Source organism: Waddlia chondrophila WSU 86-1044 (genome assembly GCF_000092785.1).
Classification (GTDB): Bacteria; Chlamydiota; Chlamydiia; order Chlamydiales; family Waddliaceae; genus Waddlia; species Waddlia chondrophila.
Map to the genome: position 1 here is coordinate 729,095 of NC_014225.1, position 22,803 is coordinate 751,897.

Sequence of the window (22,803 nt, forward strand, 5' to 3'; positions counted from 1 at the left end):
GGAGCAGGTTTGTTCATTTGTTCATTTATCTAAGAAATGAACAAATGAACAACTCTACCACTGAACATCTGTCACTTCAGCAATCCATTCTCCTTTGCCTCCTTTACAAGCTTGTTGACCTTACCCACTGAGATACCCATTTCTTTAGCTAGATCTCTCTGCTTCGTCATCCCATCCATGTACAGTTCGGCTAGTATCTCTACTTCATATCCGTCTACCTTGCTACAGCTCCACTCGATGGAATTATCTGTATTTGTTTTTAATCTGGCTTCAAATGGCTCCGCATCTATTCCAAAGAACCCGCGCGATTTTTCGAAATGAATTTCGAATCTCGCCCCGTCTTCGGGAGCATAATTGCCTGGTTTTTTCAATTTGATCACGGTGTCTAAAACATCCTCTCTTTTACTCGTCCCGCGAGAAGTGCCGTTTTTTCCAGCATGGTGGATGAAAATAACAGACTTTCCTTGCCGTCTTAGTGCAAGCACCCACTCTTGAACCAAAAGCCAGCTCTCTGCCTCGTTCTCTTTCCCAGACCTTATCAGCGTTGATAGATTATCGAGGATGATCACATCTGTATCAGAGATCAGCTCATTCACGTCTTCCTGTCCAAGAAAGGTTCCAAGATCTCTGATCCCATCAGGCTGGAAGTCTTGTGAGAAAATGCGAAAATACGAGTCTTCTGGAGGGGTATTTTTAAACATCTTGGAGATTGACCGTAATCTTTCTTGAAGGGCTTCTCCAGGCATTTCGCCATCAATATAAAGAACTTTTCTTGCTTCTGGTATTTTCCACTTACAAACCGGTTCCCCGCATGCAACGGCATAAGCGATCGTGAGAGACAAGTAAGTTTTCCCTATTCCTCTCTCGGCATAGATCATTGCAAGACCCTTTTCCGGTAGCCAAGGATCGATGATGAGCTTTTTGGGCTTGATGTTCATTAATAACAGCTCGTTGGCCGTTAACACTTGAAGAGAAGTCTTGATCGATGAGAGCTGTTTCAAAACTTCATCAATCCCGCAATGGACGTGAAGGTCATTAAAATCAGTTAACCTACAAGTCGATTGCATTTCTTTTGTGAAAGCCGGTAAGACAACTTCACAATCATATTCTTTCGCAGCTTCTTCGGCTTTTGTTTTTCCCGGATTTTGAGCGTTGCCGTCATCATTATCAGCGGCAATAGTTATCTTAGCTCTAGGGTATTTCTTGCGAAAGCTTGCGATGACAGGCTTTAAATTCCCGCAATCAAATGCGACGATTACAGGGCATTTTGTTGCCTCGTGAACACTCGCCCCCGTAGCGTATCCCTCAACGACATAAACCTTAGAAGATCCTTCTAACGACCCGATAACATGGAAATTTCCCTTTTTAAGGCCATAGATTCGTTTCTTGCCATCTTCATAGATGCACTGAACCCCTTGGAGTTCCTCTTCGGTATTCCTCAAGGGTATTACGATAACAGGGGAGCCTTCTCTTTCAACTCTATACTTGATATCATAAGGCTTGATTTTCTTTTGCTCCAAGTATGACGAATGACCTTGACAATGATCTTGATTGCTCGATTCTTCCCAAATTTCATTTGCTCTGGCAACTCTTTTTTCTTGCTCTTTTTGCAATAGACTTTCTTGGTGTTTCTTTCTTTTTCTGTACTCTTCTTCTAGTTGATGTCGCTCAGGACTCGACTGAGGAAGGTTTTCATAACTTTTGTAAACAAATCTTTCTTGATTTCCAGACCATGTGCCATAACAGCAGATTAGATAAGGATTGTCTTTTATCGACATGCCTTCATAACAGACATACCATTCATCCGGCTGGCTCCTTTTTGAATCACGCGAAAATCGGTGAATCTCTCCATCAGATATTAATGGGCCATCAAAAGGAATTCCATTCTTGGACATACTTTCAATGCATTGCTGGTGAAGTTCATGTGTTAAGGTTACTACCAAAATTTTCCCCATAAATATCGGCTTTATCTGTTTGACTTAAATTTAAAATCAGAGAATCAACCCAATTTAATTCCCCCATTAGATGCAGAACTCTCTCAAGCCAAATTTGTTTTTGTTTTACATTATTTTTCGTAACGCTGAATTGAAAACGTTTTGATGTGAATTCGTAGCTTTCCTTAATAATCTTTTTTGCGAAGAGAGCTCCGTCTAGAGTAAACGCAGTCGATGAATTCATAATATCAACAGGGATGGTGTTTAAGTTGTTTCAAGAAGTTAAAGTATTTAGATTCGTCGATAAAAATTCGTCGGGAAACTCTTACAAGACAGTCCTCTAATCCAGGGGGACTTTTGAAAATAAGCCATCTGATGCTGTTTTCTGTCATGAATGGATGTTTTTGCGCCATTTGTCGAATGGTCAGTAGGTGAGGAATTACTTCGTTGCTTTTGTCTTGAGAAAGATTATTCGATGTCATGCTTGCTCCTTTGATTTAATAAGGAAGAAGATCAGGAAGATAAAGACAGCATTGAGCCAATATCAGCAATTGACACAAAACCAATAGATGAAAATAATGGAGTAAAGCTCGGGTCGCGAAACCTGCTTTTCTTGGACCTAGGTGTTAGAGCACTTAGGTCCAACTTCTTTTCTATTTTCTCTTTATTCCTAACTCCTCCTCCAAAAATTTTGGTATATTTCTAATCTTAAATTCATCGAGTACTTCTTTAATATTCCTCTGATGATGAGTTAAACTTTTTGCAACTTCGCTCCATTGAAGCATTGTTATCGTTGCTCGGAATCCAAGCTGAATTTTTTCACTTGCTTGGTCAAGAATATGTTGAAAATGAGTTCTGTAAACGGGTTTTCCAGCTCGCGTTATAAATAAAGTTAGGTCTTTTCTTTGATCTTTGGTGGCTTCAATATATTTTTTGAGGTCTTCTACTAAATCTTTGCTTAAAGGGAGGTTAGTATCTTCACCATCGCTAAATTGAATGAGACTTGATGTAAAGTTGATGTTATTGGTTTTTAATTTCAGGATTTGATGTAGGCTGCGTGCGAAATATGATACGAGCCGAACGATCAAATAGTCGCGTAGGCTACATTCCTTGATCTCGTGAAGCAGCTGGCGTAAATTTTGATCATTTAAAACAAGGGGAGGTTCTTGTTCATTTGTCAGATTGAAGCCAAATGAAATCGGGGGAATCAGAGGGACTACTTTACTTTCAGTGATTTCTTCTAGAAATTTTGTGAAGGCAATCAGAGCATTAAGGCGGTATCTTTTCTCATTGATATTAAGGGATTCATCCAAGTCAAGGTCTTTACAGATGGTCGGGTATTGCTCTGGTAGCTCAATTATTGAATAGGGGCGACCTTTCTCGTTAGACACATGCAAAATATGTCGTCTTACCAGGTCTTTGAGATAGTTGCGGTAATTTTGGATGGTGGCTGAAGCTGAGCTTTTTTTGAAATATAGCCACCAAAATCCGACCGCATCCTCAATAGAGGAGTGGCACAGTCCGTCAATTAATTTTTGCTTTTCTTGGTTTGCTGTAACTTGCTGTGCCCAAAGTTTATGAGCAGTTTCTGATTCTAGAGTCTTATTTGTCATTTTTCCCAACTTGTTTGTCCCCCTTCCACAGGTTCCCAACAATTAAAGTAATTTATTTGCAAAATACGATATTTCTCAAAAAATGTCAATATGTCATCTATTGTGTACATAAACCTTCAAAGTAAGAACCAATATCTGCAGATGCTTCCTTGGCGTGATCTAATCCGAGGTGGCTGTATCGAGTTGCTGTGATTGTATGGCTTCTGTGCCCAACAATTTTGCTGATCACGTGCAGGGGATATTTTAACTCACTCAAAGTGGTGATAAAATCGTGTCTAAGATCATGAAACTTAAAATCTTTTATCTTCGCTTGTTTTAATGCTGCCTTCCATGAGGCTCGGAAATCTATAGGGTTATGTCCCTTTTTTTGAGAAAATACATATTCGTCGGTAAGTTCACCAAAATGAGCACAATGAGCACGGAGGCTTTTTAAAATATTCAATGAAATATCGGGAACCGGGACAACGCGGCGGTCATTGTTTTTGGTGTGTTCAAGTGTAACGCTTCCATTGGTTAGATCGACGTGCTTCCATTTTAAATTGAGAATTTCTCCTTTTCTCATCCCTGTTGATAAAGCCAGTAAGACGATGGGATAGAGGAGTTTGCAGGAGCTGTTTTGACAGGCGAGCAATAATTGCTTTTTCTCCTCTTTAGACAAAAATCGTTCTCTTCCGCGAGGTTCGGGAAGCTTTCTGACGTTTTTGAGAGGGGAGTAAGGGAGGAGCCTCCATTCACGTACTGCCAAATTAATAACAGAGCCCAGAGAGCATAAATAACGGTTAACGGTTGCTGATGAACGAGAGCGTCCCCATTTATCTGGCTGTTCTTTTAGCTTGTCTCGAGCTTGAGCGATGATGTCTTCTCGCAGTTGACTTAAGATGCAGTACCCTATCTCGTCTTTCCACCAACTGAGGTGACCCTTGATGGTTTTGTGATTGCGGAGCTTTAGGAGGTCTGAGGAGATAAATCTGTCGATGAGATCGCTTAGAGTTAAGCGGCGCATTTCGGTCGTCTCATATGGTTGGCCAGACTGAATGGCCGCGATGGTTTTGCGTTTCCAGTCTTTGGCTTTTTGAAAAGAGTCGAAATTTTTTGAAATATGGGGGCATCCTTTTAGACGGATTTGGACTCTATAATAAGAGCCTCTTGTCCCTTCAATGATTTGGATGCCGGGTTCTTTGGTCGCTTTGGTTTTTGCCATAATACACCTTTTTACACAGTTGTTGAGGATTGCTGTGCATAATTTGTGCATTATGGCTAAAAAACCATAAAAACAAAAAAATCTCATACCACAGCAATCGATTAATCACTGTCGTTGAGAATATATTGTGGAAGGGGATATGTAAAACGGAAGAGGAGGGATTCGAACCCCCGGACCCTTGCAGGTCTTCTGTTTTCAAGACAGACGCATTCGGCCACTCTGCCACTCTTCCAGAAACTGTAAATCTTCCCAAATTTATACATCTTAGCGCTCTTTTAATCAAGAAAAATAATAAATATAAAAGTATTAGTAAAATTTTGACTTTAAAATAGATAAGCATTATGATTATTTTAGAATATAATCTAAGAGGCATGACTCTTTAAGGAGGATAATTATGCCTAATAAGCAATACGATAAACAAAATTATTTGTCTATATTAGATGCCGTCGAAACACTCTCCAGTATTGTCGATATTGATTTCGAGCGAGAAATCGAGGTGGCAAATGACGAAGAGATCAAAGAGCAAGACGAAATGGTCACTGCACACACAATGCATTGGCTGGAAACAGAAGACAGGCAAAATACTGTCAAACATATTAAAGAAACTTTTCACGTTGTCCATGAGTACTTAAAGGATTTCTACGAACACGAATATAGCTATGTTTCGAAGCCGAAAGTGATGGAGGGGGTTAAAACAATCATGGTACTTGTCGGCGAGGCAGCAAAAAAGCTAGACAAGTTTACCACTCTTTTTAAAGAGACTAAAGAAAGAAGCGTTAAAAATCTCAAAGAGTATCGCGATCTTCAAGAGTTTTATTTGACTCGCATTGCCAGAAAGATTGATGAGGGGATTTTGGGTAAATGGATCCTGGAGTTGACTAAAGGGTCCATGGCAAAGCGAAAGGCTAAAGCTGAGCTGAAAGCTAAGCCGATGATAAGTGTGAAGCATGTGTTCATTGACATGGAGTCGGTGAAAAACGATACGGAATATGAATTATTTTTCCTGAGAAAGGAGGATGGTTCGCGATTTTTTAACCCCCGTTTGATACGCAATATTAAACTCACAGCGGATTTTGGTCAGAAAATCCGGTCTAAAAAATCATCAGATCCTTTGGAGCAGATCAATATTTGGCAAGATCATTTGATTCATGTTGCTGCGAGAAATATTCTTCAGGCTCAAGGAGGTATCTTGGACAGGTTTTTTCGTGAGGCAAAGGAATCTTGGAGAAGGGAGTTGGCATCCGAATTATATAAAGCAGTTGTTGCTCTTATGATGTGTGCTTGCCCTAAAAATTTACTGTCAAATGCGCCGACTAAAGCATGTACGGAATATTTTATTGATTTTCATCATTTTCTAAGAAATGCATATGTCACAGGGGAATATCAACGTTATTTAGCTTATCCGCCTAAAAAATCGAGTAAGATGGCGCATATTTTAATGGATCTTGTTCATGGACTTTCAAGAGCGATGTTCACGCGTATTAAAGCGTATCAACAATTGGTGACGGTATTTGAGAAAATGGTGGAAGAAGCGAATCAAATGCAGTCTGAAGAGCATCAAAAGGCTGCAGAGGAGTCTAATACATTGTGGAGTCGACTGGCAGGGGACTATGCTGCACTGAGCAAAATGATGAAGACGCATCCTAATGGCCCTTTGGTTAAAGTATTAGAAGTTTTGGAAAAGGGGGCCTACCACGTTTTCGATCCAATTGCGCAGTTGAATTTGCCCGGCGTCATGTATTCTCTTTTTATGGGAGAAAATAGAATCACTAATTTGCATCTTCCAGCTCCTATGAATCAAGGGTTTATTCATCAGGCAGAGATTGTCAATGAATTTAAGGGATTTTTGCGTGCCTACATGAGCGGGCAGTTCAAACGGAAGCATCTTCTCTTTAATTTTCAGGACAGAACGTCATGGAAAGAACACGTGCGTGCAGTGAATTTAGAACAACTTTCGAATCAAAGGTTGTTTTCCAAGTATCTGACAGTGGTCTCTTTGCCTAAGGATACTGATTTTTATCACCAAGTCTCTCCATACCAAGACGACCACCAAGCGGGACTTTTCATTGAGCATTTTAAAGATAACCTTTCGGATGAAAGCTGTGGTTTTGTCTTTCCCTTCTATCTCTCAAAGAAGCTATTTCCCAATTTTATCAATCAATTGTTTGAAGGGGTTCACAAGTTGTTTTTTCATGAGCGGAATGTGCTCTCTGTTAAGGATAGGCTGGATTTCATTGAAATTTTCTACATGCTGTTGGAATTAAAAATTATTGAGGAAGAGCAGCCTGCAACATTCAGTATGACGTGCAAAGATGGCATAGATATTGGCGGGTGTGCAAGTGCAGAGTTGTTTGGTTTTTTGAAAATGATTAACAATCAGGTATTGTCTAATGATGAATACATGGAGTATTGCACCTCTCTTTTCATGCCTGCCATTATTTCGAGAGAGCGCATTATTCATACAGATAGATTTGGAAGGATGATCACAGCGTTCAAAAGAATTGAATCGACTCAGCAGGAGATGGGAAAGAAAGCTTTTGCAAAAGCTTTCGATGAGTTGCTAGGCAGCCTTTTTCATAGTCCTATATTAAGGTCGGAATTGGCCTTTCCTAGGCAATGAACCGATATATATCTTTGAATATTTGTTGTTCAAATAGCTCTCGAAAGGCTCGGAAGTAAACGCTTTTCCCGAAACTTTTTTTAACAGCTCACGGCTGCTATAACGGCGGCCATGCACGTGAATGTTGTCTGTCAGCCACTTTTTGATAAATTCAAATTCGCCTTTTTCGACTAAATTTTCCCAATCAGGATGCGCTTTTTCAAACGCTTCGAAAAATTGCGAAGCATACAAATTTCCCAAAGCATAAGTAGGAAAATAACCGAACGCTCCCATTGACCAATGAATATCTTGCAAACAGCCCTGAGAATCAGTTTTAGGTACGATTCCTAGCAATTCCTCCATTTTCTGGTTCCAAGCCTCCGGCAAGTCTTTGGGAGACAGCGACCCTTCAATCAACGCCACCTCCAATTCAAACCGAAGAATGACGTGCAAAGCATAAGAGACCTCATCTGCTTCAACTCTAATCAAAGAAGGTTCTACTTTGTTCACTCCTTTCCAAAGTGTTTCCAGTTTGATGCCATCAAGTTTGCCTTTGAAATGCTTTTTCATATGAGGCATTAAAAATTTCCAAAATCCCTTGCTGAGACCGATGCGCGTTTCCCACCAGCGCGATTGACTTTCATGCACGCCTAAGGAAACAGATTCCCCTAAAGGAGTCCCGTAGTGCTGCTCCGGAAGCCCCATTTCATAAAAAGCGTGCCCGCATTCATGAAGAATCGAGCGAATGTTGCTAATCGGCAAATTTGGAATGATCCGAGTTGTAATCCTACTGTCTGTGGGATGGGAAGCTGAAGAAAATGGATGCGTTGAAAGGTCAAGCCGCCCTCTTTCATCCGTATACCCGATCATTTTTGCAAGCTTGTTTCCAAAAGAAAGCTGGAGGGAAGGAGGGTAACGCAACTGTAGCTTGGAATCATCAATCTGCTTAGCCTTCTGTATCCTCCCAAGAAGCTCCATAATTGACTTCTTAAGGGAGCTGAAGACCTTTTCCACTTCCTTTTTTGTCATTTCAGGCTCGTAAATATCCAAAAGCGCGTCGTAAGGATGATCAGAATATCCAAAATATTCGGCTTTTTGCTTATTAAGATCGATCACCTTTTTAAGCGTCGGGAGAAATGAAGCAAAATCGTTCTGTTTTTTTGCCCGATCCCAAACGAGATGCGCTTCAGATGTGACTTTAGCGAATTGCTCGACAAAGGCGCTTGGCAATGATGTCTGCATCTTATAATCTTTGTGCCACCTCTTTAAAGCAGCTTTTTGCTCAGGCTTTAACCCGTCTTGCTTAACGCTGCCTGTTTTTAAATCGACCAGCTTCGAAAGGGCATCGGCAAAGGGTTTGCCGGTCTTTTGTCTATGGATTAATCCGGCGATTATCTGAAGTTGTTCGGCGCGGATCGGGGACGCGGCTTTAGGCATGCAGGTTTCCTGATCCCACTCAAGAAGGTGGCTGATTCCTTCTAGAATTTTTGCTCTGCGCGAGAGCTGGCAAAGATCTTGGTACGCTTTTTCACTGTTAGTCATCTTTTTAAACCTTATTTACATGATTTTATCGTTCTCTTCATGAATAAATACGCGTTGTATCCGCGGGCCGAGACAGGAGATCAATTCGTAGACGGATGAGTTCCCCTGCTCGGCTAACTCATTGGGAGATAAAACGTTCCCTTCGGCATCTTCGCCGAAGATGAGAACGGGATCACCGATGCAAGCGTCTGGAATGTGTGTGATGTCAACCATCATGTAGTCCATGCAGATCCTGCCGACGATGGGAGCTTCCGCCCCATGGATCATCACTTTTCCTTTGCTGCTGTAATTTAAGTGAAGCCCGTCATAGTACCCAATGGGGATCACGGCAATCTTCTCTCTTTCCCTTTGTACTGTATAGCTGCGGCCATAGCTGATCGTCTCCCCTTTAATACAGTGGTTGATGCCCACAATACGGGAATGCAAGGAAAGAGCAAGGGTTCCTCCAGGACAAAGGCCATAAAGAGCCATCCCGATTCTGACTATGTTGTATTGAGGAAAATGGAGCCTCAAAGCAGCTGCTGAGTTGCATGCATGGCGAAAAGGGATCGAAATTCCTTCCTGTTCAATCGCTTCGATGGAGTGGTCGAAGATGCGGGATTGCTCTAAAGTGAAAGTGTCCTCATCAGGATTGTCGGAGCAAGCGAAATGAGTCATGACACCTTCGAGTTTTAAGTGAGGGTGCGCTTGAATGATTCTGGCCAATGGAAGTGCTTCCTCAGGTCTGCAACCCAACCTGCTCATTCCAGTGTTAATATGCAGGTGAACGCGCGTGATGGTGCCCCTCTCTGAAGACATGCGCCCAATCTGATCAATGGTCTCCTTATCATTAACGGCAATTTCAAACTGCCAGCTTACAGCTTTTTCAATTTCGTAGGGCGCTGCGTTCAACACAAAAATGTCTTGATCCACCCCTTCTTTCCTGAGAGAAATTCCTTCATCAATATAAGAGACTCCCAGCCGTCGGATCCCTTCTGTTTTTAAGAATTTGGCCATAAGGGCGTCTTGCGTTCCATAAGCTGTAGCTTTGACCATCGCCATGATTTCCGTATGAGGAGTCAAGCGGGAACGGATCTGCTTGATATTGGATGCAATCGCCGCTAGATTAATGCGGCACTGGTTAGAAAAAATGCTGCCTTGCACTGTTTGTGTCAGTTGATCGAACGGCAGCTTCTTTTTTCCTTTGACGATCAGAATGTCTTCAGGCCTCATCGATCCGGCATGATCCTTCAAAGCTGCCTCAACGGTGGAAAAATGGCGGATGGCTGTTTGAGGCGCAATTGTTTTCACTGCATGCTCTAGCTGGAAGGAAGGTTCGATTAACATCAAAGTATCAGGCATGGAATTTCCGATTGCCTCTCCAATTCTGGCATCAAGTGCGGGATCATTCTGTTTGATACCGCTAAATAGAAGCGTTTTTTTTCCTTTCGGAGAGTGAAAATCAAAGCGGCGCAATGCACAGTCCAGGCTTTGCGGATCTTCACAGTAAGTCTCGTTGATGAAGGTCGCGCCGTTTTGAGACTTCCAAATTTCAGTGCTCATTGGCTCAGGCTGATAAGTTTTCAAAGCATCAACGATCTGTTTCTCAGGAACTCCCAAAAGGTAAGCTGCTTTTAATCCGATATTGATCAGATCGAGGATATAGCTCATCCCAAGCGGCCGCAAGATCGTATGGGCATCTCCTTTAGGAAACTGCACGGTGATCGCTTTGCTGTTTTCGTGAAAAGAAGCATGAGGCAGGTTAGGCTGAGGGGTGTCCCAGTAGTAGGGCTTTGGAAGAGGACTAAGGATCGGATCTTTTGGTAATAAGGTCCAGGATGCATCCGAGGAAAGGGAAAAATGACACATTTCCTGAGCAATCTGTTCTTTGGAGCCGATTGTGTGCAGATGCTTGTTGCCTACATGGGTGAGGATGATATGGGAGGGACGGATGATTTTGCATAGTCTTGCCATCTCTCCAGGATGGGAAAATCCTGCTTCAATGATGACCTGCTCATGCGCCTTTGCCGCACCTAGCAAGCTTAACGGAACGCCGACTTGGCTGTTGAAGCTTTCCGGAGATGAAGCAACAGTAAATGAGGAAGATAGTAGGTGGCGCAGCAGATCCTTAACCATTGTTTTTCCGTAGGATCCGATGACTGCGATTACATTCCCTCTAAGCTGAGAGCGGTAGCTGCCGGCAATCTCTTGAAAAGCTGTGAGCGGATCGTCCACTTTGAGAAGAGAGGGACCGTCTGCTGGCCCCTCCCAGTGTTTTTCTACTAAAGCGAATTTAGCGCCGCTTCCGGAAACAAAACTATGTCCGTCTTGACGTTGCCCTTTTAAAGCTGCAAACAACGCGTTTGAGGCGTAAATCCTTCTCGTGTCAATGACAATTTGATCAATCAAAGCCGGTCTGTTGGAGTCCCCTCCGGCAGAAATGAATCCGGACCAGTTTCTTAGATCAAATGCATCCATAGGCGCTATCAGGAACCGCTTTCTGTTTCGGTTTGCCCTCTAGAGACAAAGCGAAGGGTGATTTCATCCGACATTGTGCCTTGAGACTCTTCTTTACTGGAGAAAATTATCGAAAAGTCTGTGGCTAAATTGGATTTGACAAGCAGGCCTGTATTGACATTAATGGTCATATTTCCTTTAAAGAGAGTTCCTTTGAATGTGATCTGATCATTATCGGAAACGGGGATAGCCGGAGGCTGTGTCAAAGGCATCTCTATGCTAAATTTCGCGTATTCGCCATTTTTTTCGATCAACGTGATTTTCTGCTCTAAAAGAGCCAGAAGTGGAAGAGCTTCTTGAGGAATCGATGCTTTAATTTCATCAGGGATTGTAATATATGGCTGATTCAAGCTTTCTCCGATTTTCATCAGCGTGTTCGGAAGGCGGATTCCTGTCAAGTAACTTGGCAGTTTGAATTGGGGAGTCAATTGTGAAATCGATCCGATGGTTTCTGAAATTTGAGCCAGTTGATTGCTTGGCAATCCATTTTTCTTGGCTTGGGTTGAAATTTTTTGCTCAAGATCATCAAAAGCAATCACTGTTCCATCTTTTGTCACACGAGCGGTGATCGCTTCCGTTTGCTTCATCGCTTCATCGATTTGTTTGAAATCAATCGGAAAGGGAAGATTGCTGAAATTATTCTTTGGATTGTCCGCATCGTAAGCAAGTGAGAACTGATTGATCAAGTTTTCCTGTATAGAAAATTTATTGCCTACACTTGACGTAGAAATGGTGTAGTACTGCCCATGATCCTTTAAAATCGTCGATTGAACAGTGGTTTTCACATTTCCTGTGAATACCGGCTTGTCTACGGTTAGCTGATTTAAGGCATGCATATACAAAACGGTCTCTTCTGTCGGCTGGGTTTCATGCATTTTTTTTATTTGATCGGAAAATTGTTCAGAAGCTTCCAAATAACAACTAAAATCTAAGGAGACTGTTTGTTTGATTTTTTGACCCTCTTTTAAACGGAGAGAGAGCGGCAGAGGTTCAGCTTGCAGAGAGCTCATTCCTGCAAAAATCAAGAAGATAAAAGAGAGTATCGTTTTATACATGATGAATTCCTTGTTTTTGAATCATGATCGGTATAGAAAGCGGTAAAGTGTAGTGCTGGAAAATAACATAAAAGGGACTCCTATTGCAACCTCAGGAGATAAAACTTGCCTCTCGCTGATGATTAAAGCTGCATTGAGTATCAGATAGCTGCCGACTAAAAAAAATAAAGAAAGCGAATAGATAAAAAAGATCGGATGGGAGCGTCCATATCTTACGCAAAAAGGGGCTGGAGCAATGACGGCGAAAAAACACAGCCACGGCAATGCGGATTTGTGAAAGAAAGACGCAGCAAATTCAGCCTCCTTTTCGCTTTCGATCTCTTTGGAGTGAGGGAGCCTTTTCCATAGAGTCGAAAGAGAAAGCTCCCTCGAAGGGGTCAAAGTGTCTAAGAGAATTTTTTGATTGAATTTCATCTCGGGGAAGGAGCGCGACTCGAAAGACTCGATCTTGTGCAGGGTATTGTCGGGCATCCTCTGAAAATGGCCGACTCCAATCCCTTTGGGGGGCTGCTCATAGGGGGAAAGATGCTGGAAGCGCCAAATCTCATCAAAACTTTTGACCCAGTACGCATCAAAAAAACTGCGCTCTGCAAAGTTGTAATGCTGATAAAGCAAAGTACTCCCGTCTTTGAGCCCTACGTGTTGAACAAAAAATTTCTTATTCTTATTGTTTTTCTGTATCTCTTTCTGATTGCGAAGATGGCGGCTTGCCGCCATTGCGTTGGGCAGAAGAAATTCAGTATTTGCATATATCAAGAGAGTAAACAAAAGCCCAAGGAAAATAAAAGGACGAAGAATTTTTTTTAACGAAATCCCCGAAGCTTGCAGAGCGACAAGCTCGTTGTGGATGTTCAGATCGCATAGTGTTCGGATTGTGGCAATCATGAGCGCAAAAGGAACAAGGACGTCCGCTCTTAAAATCCACTCGTTAGCATAAAATTTGATTAACTCGCTCCATTCCATCATTGACTGGTGGTGGCGTGCGCCGCTATGGCTAGCGTAATCAATAAGCACGTAAAGTCCGTAGAAGCAAAATGAGATAAAGAAAAACGTTTTGAGCGTTTCCTTGATAAAATAACGCTCCCATATTTTTGTCAGCATTCTCTAAGCTCCTTCAATGCCATGATTCACTCGGTACAAAACGGCTGCAGATAAAGAGATGATTAGAAGGTGGGGAATCGTATAGAGCGCAAGAGAAAGAGAGAGGTTTTGTCCCGCGCTTTTTCCTATAAAAAGGGTGGTGATATAGCCTCCGGCAAGCAAAACAACCCAGAGAATTTTTTTCAAGGAGTGTGTGCGGCTAATGCTGATGCCGAAAGCCAGTCCCATCAATGTAAAGGAAAAAGCGGAAAAGCCAAGAGAAAAGCGACGAATGATCTCTGAATAGCAGCAGTTGATGTCGTTAACGGAAAACCCATTTGCTTGCTCTTCATACAGTTTGGCTAACAGCTGTTCCATTGTGAGATAGTCGTTGCCAATTTTCCACTGTTTTTGCTTCATCAATTGGGAAAAATCGTCAGTCAACGTTTTTGTTTTGGCAGCATTTTCTACTAGCAGATGATCAAAAGAATCGGGATCGCCTGAGGGCATCGCAGTGATCATCGTCACATCAGTGCCCTCGAAAAAATTGTCGTCAGAGATCAGCTCTTTTGCTAGAAAAAGAGTGATTCTTGATTGGTTCTTATTGGGAAGAGCCAGAATAACTTCGCCTGCATTTTTTCCAAGTTTTGAATCGCCGAGGGAGTTGAAAAAACCTCCCTTGGCACCCATTAAATGCTTGTTCCGAAGCAAGTGGAGAGGATTTGTGGATCGCAATTCTTCTTTCCAGATGATCGTTTGATAATGGGAATAGGTGGATAGCTCTGAAATGATGTAAAAGTTGATAAAGGCAACCAGGACGGAGCTAAAGAGAATAGGGGTCAGAAAGTCTTTAAGCGAAATGCCGCATGATCTAAAGGCTGTCAGCTCATGCGATTTTGAAAGGCGTTGAACAAGCAGAATGGATGAAATCAGGCAGCTGACAGGGATGACGATCGGCAGAATATAGGGAATTTGAAGCAAAATGAACTGCGCGGCAAGTGCCGGCGTTGGACTGAGAACTGCAAAATGTGCAATCTCATCTAGTCTGGAGGTTAACAAAACCGCGATAAATGCGGCCACGCAAAGCCCCATTACTTTAAAATACTGGGAAAGTAAATAACGCCAAATAATAGGAAACATCAGTTTAATATCATACTAAAATGAAGACTTTTGATACAATAACAGGTGTGAGAATAGGCGATTTTAGGCTCAAAGGATAGATGATGGGAAAAATCTGGTTTTTATACATCAATAATAAACAGGAAGGGCCCTACTCCTACCTTGAATTATCGAAAGATCATCGTTTGACTCCAGACACTTTTGCCTGGAAAGAGGGGATGGAGGACTGGAAGCCGATCGCTGAAATCGATGAACTGAATGGGCTGGTTGACAAAAACGAAGAGGGCTGGGAAGAAACCGATTCAGATGAGAAACAGCCTGCTCCCGTGCCGGATGAGCAGATCGTCCTGGAAATGAAACATGGGCGTCCCTTTCCTTGGGGTTGGATGTTGATCGTTCTTATTATTCTCCTCTTCTTTTACGAATATTTTTGGCGGTAAATGAATCTTTACACTTCCCACTTTCTCCCTTTTCTCAAACGTTGCACACCTTTCAATGCTCCGGTCCTCATCGCTTGTTCGGGCGGGCCGGATTCCATGGCGCTCTTGAGGATGATGGTTGAATACCGGAAAACACATAGTGTGCGGTTTGGTGTCGCCCATGTTGACCACCGCTGGCGTAAAGAGAGCGCCGATGAGGCGGAAACGCTTAGGGCGCTGTGCAGGGAGATCGATGTTCCTTTTCATTTAAAAGAGATCGATCCCGAGGCAATGCAAGGGAATTTGGAAGAGGCTTGCAGACATTTTCGTCAAACATATTTTCTCCAGCTTTGTTTCGATCATGGGTATGGCAGCGTCATGCTGGGGCATCATCTCGATGACCAGGCTGAAACGGTGTTAAAACGTGTATTTGAAGGAGCAAAATTGGAAAAATGCGGAGGGATGCAAGAGATTTCCGTTTATGAAACGATCCCTTTTTGGCGCCCGTTTTTGCAAGTTCGCAAGCAAAAACTGATCGCATGGTTGAACTTAAGAAATTTTCCCTATTTTATCGATCCGACGAATAACGACTCTTCTTTCCTGAGGTCGAAAATTAGAGGGAATATCCTGCCGGAGATCAGCCGGTATTTTGGCAAAGAGGTATCGCCCGGCCTTGCTTTTCTTGGCCGTGAAGCACATGCTTTAAAAGAATTTATGGGTTCTCACATTTATAAATGGCTAGCTCTCAAAGAGAAAACCCCTTGGGGGACAGTTCTAGACCTCAGCTGTCAAAATCCCAGCCATCTTTTTGAAGCGCGCTGCCTAATCTCAGAATTATTGCCGCAGGCATCGCGGGAAATCGCGTATTCTGCTGCAGAGAATCTGATTGGCGGAGCCGCTAATAAATGCTATCATGCTGGCGGCAAAACACTCTATATCGATCGAAAAAGAATGTTTTTGACCGAACGATTGCATGCAGATCTTCCGCATCAAGAAACCTCCCTAAAAAAATGCGGATCAATAGGCTCTTGGAATTACCGTATCCAATCCGCGTCTAATAAGCGGTTAAGTGGTTGGAAACAAGTTCTATACGGAGTTCTTCAGTGGCCGGTCGGAGGGAATTTTGAAAAATTAAGAATTGGATCTCCTGCAACGGTGCATTGTCAAGATGAGCTTAATCGCATGAGGAGGCAGGCACGCGTGCCGGTATTTATGAAGAACTGGGCGCCTGTCATTACGAGAGAAAATGAAATTGTGCAGGACTTTCTTTCCGGTAAAGTCGAGCAGCAGGCAGCAGACGCGCCGCTTGAAGTTGTTTTGACAAAAGCTATGGATTGAAAATGAAGGTCATCTTATGTTATCATTGAGCGTTAGATAGGAAATGATGTGCTCAAATGAGCTCAAAAATTGAAAATTTTGTAAGAATTGTTCCAAAGTAATTATTTGAAATGGTATTTGAAGTAGTGATGAGTCATCTCATCAATTCAGCACTCTTTGGGAAAGATTTAAAGTAGAAAGGTAAACATGGCTGACGATAAACAAGATTTTAAAAAAGGCGTGCCCGGCGGATTCGTTTGGTTTTTAATGGCCGCTTTCATTTTAGCCTTAATGGTTCAGAACTTTGTCGATACGAAATTCGCCAATGTCTCTTTCAGTTATCAGCTGGAGCATCTTGTCAACTTGGATTTAATTCAGCCGAAATATAGCCGAAAGATCGCTTTGAATGACAATTTGGTCACTTTTAGCGGTAAATTCAGGGAGAATTTGACTGAAGAGGGGAAAAATCGTTTTAAATTCCTTGAGTTGTTGAATACGAACCATCAATTGAACTTTGAGAAGTCCCGTATTGAAGAGGAGATGGACAGTCTAACGAATCGTATTCATGATTCTGTCGATCTGTTTTTACATCTATCAGGGCTGCCTATCCCTCAGGGAGGATATGTAGTCGTCGACGATATGTTTACCAGCATTGATGATAAAGACAATAGCTTGATTGTCGACAAACTCTCCTCCCGCTCTATTGTCAGTTTAGCTGATTTGCGCAACGAGTATGCGCTGCTTGTCAAAGATCCACAGCCAAAAATGGTTTCGCAATTCGGTGATACGTTAATGGGATTTATCCGTAATTTTCGTTCTCCGGCATTAGGGATTGGCAATGAAGAGATTAAGCAATCTTTAAGAGCGCTTGATAATGAAGTTTCCAATGCGGGCACCGGATCTTCCGGAGTCAGTTTTAGGTTGTCAGTTTACGAGAAAGTGGTTCATCAGTTGAGCGGCATTGTTGATGAAATGAATGCGATTCACGATCATGTTAGATTGGAACAGCTGCGAAGCGTAAGAAATTATAAAGAGGCCGTCGACGAATACAACGCTATTGCGGTCAAGCTTGATGAAAACGAAGCTCAACTAAACAAAGCCTACCAGTCAGTTTCCACGGTTGTCTGGTTTTTCGATAATAAGGAACTTTCCACAAAATCTTTGGAAAAGCAGGATCCTGAAAAATATTCTCAGTGGTTCAATAATGCTAGAAAGGAATGGGAAAATTTCAACAGCAACCGCAGCGGAGTGTTCAAAGCTCCTGACCAGCCTTTGAACAAAGTGCTTGAAAAAACCTTTAAAAGCGAAGAGCCGGCTCCTAATTATATGAGCTACATGGTGACTATTTTGCCGGTGTTATTGGTCGTTCTTGTGCTGTATTTCCTTTTCTCTCGTCAGATGAAAGGGATGGGTTCCGGAGCAATGAACTTCGGCAAATCACCAGCAAAGTTGATGACCAAGGAAACAAATAAGATCACGTTTAAGGATGTTGCCGGAGTGGATGAGGCTTTAGAGGAACTTCAGGAGATTGTCGAATTTCTGAGGAACCCAAAAAAATTCACCGCTTTGGGCGGACATATTCCTAAGGGAGTGTTGTGCATCGGACCTCCGGGAACCGGAAAAACTTTGATTGCAAAAGCCGTTGCCGGTGAAGCAGATCGTCCGTTCTTTTCAATTTCAGGATCAGATTTTGTCGAGATGTTTGTTGGAGTTGGAGCGAGCCGTATTCGCGACATGTTCGAGCAGGCAAAGAAAAATGCTCCTTGCATCATCTTCATTGATGAGATCGACGCAGTCGGTCGCCACAGGGGAGCCGGTATTGGCGGCGGCCATGACGAACGTGAACAAACCTTGAACCAGCTTCTGGTTGAAATGGACGGGTTCGATACCACAGATGGTGTGATTTTAATTGCAGCGACCAACCGACCTGATGTCCTGGATAAAGCGTTGCTCCGGCCTGGACGGTTCGACCGAACAGTGATTGTCAATTTGCCCGATATCAAAGGGCGGCATGAAATCCTTAAAGTGCACGCGAAAAAAATTAAAATGGATGATTCTGTTGATCTGTTTACCGTTGCGAGAGGAACTCCTGGAGCTTCAGGAGCCGATTTGGAAAATATTTTGAATGAGGCAGCTTTGATCGCTGCGCGTAAAGAGAAAACGGCAGTCACCAATATCGATGTGTTGGAAGCTAGGGACAAAGTTCTTTTTGGCAAAGAACGACGCAGTTTGGAAATGGATGAGAATGAGAAATTAACGACTGCTTACCACGAATCGGGCCACACGATTGTCGGCTTGGCTGTCGAACATTCCGATCCAATCGACAAAGTGACCATCATTCCTCGCGGAATGTCTTTAGGTTCCACCTTATTCCTGCCAGAAAAGAATCGGCTAAGTTATTGGAAAAAAGAGATCATCGATCAACTCGCAGTGCTGATGGGTGGACGATGCGCCGAAGAAATTTTCGTCAATGATATTTCAAGCGGTGCGCAGCAAGACATTGAACAGGCAACTAAACTGACCCGCAGCATGGTTTGCGAGTGGGGGATGAGCGATAAACTTGGCGCTGTTGCTTATGATGAACGCGATCGGGGCGGTCAATATCTTGGTATGATGAATTATCATGAGAAGCGTTATTCGGAACAGACAGCGCGCGCGATCGACACAGAAGTGAGAGCGGTTCTTGATGAGGCTCATGATCGAGCCTATCAAATCATCAAAGACAACAAGGATCGTGTGGAATTGATGACTCAGATGCTTATGGAGTTTGAAACTCTTGATCGGGAAGATATCATTAAAATCTTCAATGATGAGTGGGATATTGAAGAAAAACGGGAACGTTTGAAAAAGGAAGCTGAGTCTCATAAAAAACAACCAGCGACACCTCCACCTCCTCCTATAAGTGCAAAGAGATCTGAAAAACCGATTTCTAAACCCGCTTCAGAGCTTAGAAGCGATCTAGGAGCTTAATTCGTCCAAACTCAAGAATCAGGTTCTGATTCTTGAGAATAGGCTCACCTTGGAATTGATTCAGTATAAATTCTGAAAACTAAGAAAAGATGTATTCTCTTGGGAGTCTTTGTATGAGTACCTCCAAAGAGATGTCAAATAAATCTGATCCAATGCCTGGTAAAAACTATGCGAGGAGTCAGAATTCCTGCTAATAATTTGTTGAACAAAAAATGTAAAATCTTTTTTCCCTTGCGAAGTCGATAACGACTTGTAAATTTCACATCCAAGTTCACAAAGCTTAACGTTGGCAAGCCTGCGCATATTGCGTTGGATATTTGTCATATTGATGTGGGGCAGATAGCGTTTGCATAGATCAAGCAGCAATGGTTTCGCCTCTTCAGGTAAAACGGATTGGTATAAATTTTTGATCGTCATGTTGCGCGCAAACGCAACAGCTAGATAATATTCTGTTGGATCTTGAGAGATTTTAATTTCAGGGTCTGATGTTTGCAGATCTTTGCAAAACAACGGAGAAAAACCATCTTTTCCATACCATGTTTCCCCGGTTGGAGAAATAAGAGGTAGATAGGATCGTATTGGAACAGTAAGTGTTTCCATTGTAAACTTGGCATCATCATTTAAATAGACCAGATCGGGCTTTAACGTATTCAGCAAGCATAGCGCCAAATCCTTCATCTGATTTCCTGATAAATGCTCTCCTTTTTGAATGTAGACAAGCTCTGCAATATTTCCTTGTGGATTGATGCGCAGCTGAATCAATGGAGTTTCTCTTTGCTCTTCATCAAAAATTTTGATGTGAAGAAAGGTGTGGGTATTGGTTTCTTGACTTGATTCTTGTGTCAAAGCATTCGATTCAAAAGGGCCAAAAACTGCATAAATCTCTAAATTGAACTCACATTGAAAAGCTCTTAAAGAACCGGCGGAAATATTCAACCAAGCTTGATAATAGTCAATATCAATACTTTGAGATTTGTGAATAGGCGTCAGCTGGTTGAGGAAATGATTAAGCCTGTTGTGAAAAAGGGGATCGTCAGACGTAGATAGATTTTTTTTAAATTCGTCCAATGAAACCCAGCGCACAGAAAACTCTTCATCTGTCTTGCCCGGTGTAAATTGTGGAGAAAGAGGGGAATTTGAAACTTGGTACATAAATCTATCATCATTAGAGAGCCCTATCCATATGCAATGAATAGGGCTTTTAAAAGAGTAGAAACTACTTGCTTACAAGAAGAACTTTTCTACTGAGGACAAGTTGTCCACGCTCGTTGATGTCCATCACTTTAACACGGACATTGTCGCCGACTTTAACCACCTCGTTCAAGTCATTAGTGCGTTGAGTGTCGAATTCAGAAATGTGGCAAAGTCCCTCTTTTCCGGGAAGGATTTCGACAAAAATTCCGAAAGGAACCACAGACGTGATTTTTCCTTCATAGACTTTACCAATCTCAACTTCAGCAGTCAGGTCTTCGATGATTCTTTTTGCTTTTTGCAAGCCGTCAAGATTAGAGGAGGATATGGTGACAAATCCTTCATCATCAATATCGATCTCTGCTCCAGTCTCCTCAATGATCGCTCGGATCTGCTTGCCGCCAGGCCCGATAATTGTCCCGATTTTGCTCGGTTTAACTTTAAGCACTTCGATTCTTGGTGCATATTTCGACATCTGTTTTTTCGGCTCAGGGCACGCTTCAAACATTTTTTCAAGTATATGGATACGTCCCTCTTTTGCCTGAGCAAGAGCTGCCCGCATAATATCGATCGTGATCCCTTCAACTTTGATGTCCATTTGAAAAGCAGTGATCCCATTTTTGTCTCCAGTCACCTTAAAGTCCATATCTCCAAGAGCGTCTTCGATGCCGAGAATGTCCGATAAGATCGTGTAATGGTTTTCTTCAAGGATCAGACCCATTGCGATTCCCGATACAGGACGAGTGATTGGAACTCCTGCATCCATCATCGCCAGGCAGCCGCCGCAAACAGAAGCCATTGAGGAGGAACCGTTGGATTCGGTGATGTTTGACTCAAGGCGGATCGTGTAGGGGAATTCCTCTTTACTTGGAAGAATGCTTGCTAATGCCCGCTCAGCGAGTTTCCCATGACCAACTTCCCGTCTTCCAGGAGGGCCGACACGTCCCACTTCGCCAACAGAAAATGGAGGGAAGAAATATTGAAGATAAAAAGAACGGGAACCTTCGCCGTTGAGATCCTCATAACGCTGCGCCATGTTATTGCCGCCTAGAGTACAGATGGCAACTGTTTGAGTTTCACCTCTGGTAAACAAAGAGCACCCATGCGTACGAGGCAGCAAGCCTTGCTCGATCCAGATCGGGCGCACTTGGTTTGTTGCACGTCCATCGCTTCTTTTGTTCTCTTTGACAATCATGCGTCGCATATGGCCCGAAGAGACTTTTTTAAACGCCTTTGCTACCTCAAGAGCTTCGAATTTAGGAGCTTCTTCTCCTTCTGGACAAAGCGTTTCATTCACCCTTTTTTTGATTTGATCAAACGCTTCTTCCCGTTCCTTCTTATCAACGATTTGAAGCACTTGATTCAAATCGTCTTTGACAAGTTCTTCAACGGCGTCGATCACCTCTTTTGCTAAAGGCTTGAGTTTGCTGAGGTTTTTCGGCTTGCCGACCTCCTGTCTCCAGTTCTCAAGAGCGCGGCAGATCGTTTGGATTCCCTGATGTCCAATCGAAATCGCTTCGATCACCTGCTCTTCCGTTAGGAATTTGCAGTAGCCTTCAATCATCAAAACAGCATCTTCTGTTCCGGCAATCATCAGATCGAGTACGGATTTTTCTTGATGTTCCACTGTCGGATTGAGGATAAATTGTCCGTCGATCATGCCAACGCGAACAGCTCCGACCGCTTTTTTAAGCGGGATATCAGAGATGGTCAATGCCGCCGATGCCGCACAGATTGCCAACGCATCCGGGGAATTGACTCCATCATAAGACCATACGTAGCTCAATAGCTGAGTATCTTGATAATATCCCTCTTCAAATAGAGGGCGGATCGGTCTGTCGATTAAACGGCAAACGAGAGTTTCCCGTTCCGTCGGCCTTCCTTCCCGCTTGATAAATCCGCCAAGCGTTTTCCCTGCTGAAGCAAATTTTTCCTGGTAGTCGACTCGCAAAGGAAGAAAGTCCACGTTTTCAAGAGGCTCGGCTGTTGCGCATGCGCTGCAAAACAGCATCGTTTCGCCAGATTTTACAACAACAGCGCCATTGGCTTGGCGGGCGATCTGTCCTGTTTCGAAGGTGATTTCTTCTTCTCCTACGACAACTTTCATCGATTTTTTTTCCATATGTAGATCTCCTTTAGTATCGTTTCAATGTCACGGGGAAAATGCGAAGGGAAGGAAAGATAGAATTCAGAAAACATCCTTCAAATAAATCAAAGGATGTTTTCTGACTTCTATATCTACCCTAATTCCCCCCTAGCTATATAAA

Annotated in this window: 16 protein-coding genes and 1 tRNA gene; 4 read left to right on the forward strand and 13 right to left on the reverse strand. The window is 42.8% G+C overall.

The window, feature by feature from the left end:
* Window positions 1-71: 71 nt before the first annotated feature.
* From WCW_RS09675 to WCW_RS03255, 6 genes are all read right to left on the reverse strand, one after another.
* Complete coding sequence (locus WCW_RS09675; RefSeq protein ID WP_049767111.1) at window positions 72-1,895, reverse strand: AAA family ATPase; 1,824 nt, start codon at window positions 1,893-1,895, stop codon at window positions 72-74.
* 25 nt (window positions 1,896-1,920) lie between these two features.
* Window positions 1,921-2,178: a hypothetical protein gene (locus WCW_RS10245; protein ID WP_041941495.1), complete on the reverse strand. Its 258-nt coding sequence runs from the start codon at window positions 2,176-2,178 to the stop codon at window positions 1,921-1,923.
* 4 nt (window positions 2,179-2,182) lie between these two features.
* Window positions 2,183-2,416 carry a hypothetical protein gene (locus tag WCW_RS10420; RefSeq protein WP_041941496.1) on the reverse strand — a complete coding sequence of 78 codons (234 nt, stop codon included), beginning with the start codon at window positions 2,414-2,416 and terminating at the stop codon, window positions 2,183-2,185.
* 171 nt (window positions 2,417-2,587) lie between these two features.
* A complete protein-coding gene (locus tag WCW_RS03245) occupies window positions 2,588-3,547 on the reverse strand; it encodes a tyrosine-type recombinase/integrase (RefSeq protein ID WP_013181761.1) in 960 nt (319 codons plus the stop codon).
* Between the two features lie 97 nt (window positions 3,548-3,644).
* Window positions 3,645-4,748: a tyrosine-type recombinase/integrase gene (locus tag WCW_RS03250; protein ID WP_013181762.1), complete on the reverse strand. Its 1,104-nt coding sequence runs from the start codon at window positions 4,746-4,748 to the stop codon at window positions 3,645-3,647.
* A gap of 147 nt (window positions 4,749-4,895) precedes the next feature.
* Window positions 4,896-4,980: transfer RNA gene (locus tag WCW_RS03255), tRNA-Ser, on the reverse strand.
* A 162-nt stretch (window positions 4,981-5,142) separates the two neighbouring features.
* Here WCW_RS03255 and WCW_RS03260 point away from each other — a divergent pair.
* A complete protein-coding gene (locus WCW_RS03260; protein ID WP_013181763.1) occupies window positions 5,143-7,368 on the forward strand; it encodes a hypothetical protein in 2,226 nt (741 codons plus the stop codon).
* On the opposite strand, the gene WCW_RS03265 is transcribed toward WCW_RS03260, so the two are convergent.
* Genes WCW_RS03265 through WCW_RS03285 form a run of 5 tightly spaced genes read right to left on the reverse strand, consistent with a single transcriptional unit; the run spans window position 7,336 to window position 14,660 of the window.
* Window positions 7,336-8,889: a carboxypeptidase M32 gene (locus tag WCW_RS03265; protein ID WP_013181764.1), complete on the reverse strand. Its 1,554-nt coding sequence runs from the start codon at window positions 8,887-8,889 to the stop codon at window positions 7,336-7,338. The genes WCW_RS03260 and WCW_RS03265 overlap by 33 nt on opposite strands.
* 15 nt (window positions 8,890-8,904) lie before the next feature.
* Window positions 8,905-11,346, reverse strand: coding sequence for a bifunctional UDP-N-acetylmuramoyl-tripeptide:D-alanyl-D-alanine ligase/alanine racemase (locus WCW_RS03270; protein ID WP_013181765.1), 2,442 nt, complete (start codon window positions 11,344-11,346; stop codon window positions 8,905-8,907).
* A gap of 8 nt (window positions 11,347-11,354) precedes the next feature.
* Window positions 11,355-12,440 carry a hypothetical protein gene (locus tag WCW_RS03275; RefSeq protein ID WP_013181766.1) on the reverse strand — a complete coding sequence of 362 codons (1,086 nt, stop codon included), beginning with the start codon at window positions 12,438-12,440 and terminating at the stop codon, window positions 11,355-11,357.
* 21 nt (window positions 12,441-12,461) lie between these two features.
* On the reverse strand, window positions 12,462-13,541 hold the full coding sequence (locus WCW_RS03280) for an LptF/LptG family permease (protein WP_013181767.1): 1,080 nt from the start codon (window positions 13,539-13,541) through the stop codon (window positions 12,462-12,464).
* A 3-nt stretch (window positions 13,542-13,544) separates the two neighbouring features.
* Window positions 13,545-14,660: an LptF/LptG family permease gene (locus WCW_RS03285; RefSeq protein ID WP_013181768.1), complete on the reverse strand. Its 1,116-nt coding sequence runs from the start codon at window positions 14,658-14,660 to the stop codon at window positions 13,545-13,547.
* 80 nt (window positions 14,661-14,740) lie between these two features.
* Between WCW_RS03285 and WCW_RS03290 the strand changes: the two genes are divergently transcribed.
* From WCW_RS03290 to ftsH, 3 genes are all read left to right on the forward strand, one after another.
* Entirely contained in the window at window positions 14,741-15,079 is a 339-nt protein-coding gene (locus WCW_RS03290; RefSeq protein ID WP_079891158.1) for a DUF4339 domain-containing protein, read from the forward strand.
* On the forward strand, window positions 15,080-16,396 hold the full coding sequence (gene tilS / locus WCW_RS03295; RefSeq protein WP_013181770.1) for a tRNA lysidine(34) synthetase TilS: 1,317 nt from the start codon (window positions 15,080-15,082) through the stop codon (window positions 16,394-16,396).
* Between the two features lie 186 nt (window positions 16,397-16,582).
* Complete coding sequence (ftsH, locus tag WCW_RS03300) at window positions 16,583-19,345, forward strand: ATP-dependent zinc metalloprotease FtsH (RefSeq protein WP_013181771.1); 2,763 nt, start codon at window positions 16,583-16,585, stop codon at window positions 19,343-19,345.
* A 60-nt stretch (window positions 19,346-19,405) separates the two neighbouring features.
* On the opposite strand, the gene WCW_RS03305 is transcribed toward ftsH, so the two are convergent.
* Window positions 19,406-20,497, reverse strand: coding sequence for a hypothetical protein (locus WCW_RS03305; RefSeq protein WP_013181772.1), 1,092 nt, complete (start codon window positions 20,495-20,497; stop codon window positions 19,406-19,408).
* A gap of 64 nt (window positions 20,498-20,561) precedes the next feature.
* Complete coding sequence (gene pnp, locus WCW_RS03310) at window positions 20,562-22,658, reverse strand: polyribonucleotide nucleotidyltransferase (RefSeq protein ID WP_013181773.1); 2,097 nt, start codon at window positions 22,656-22,658, stop codon at window positions 20,562-20,564.
* Window positions 22,659-22,803: the final 145 nt, after the last annotated feature.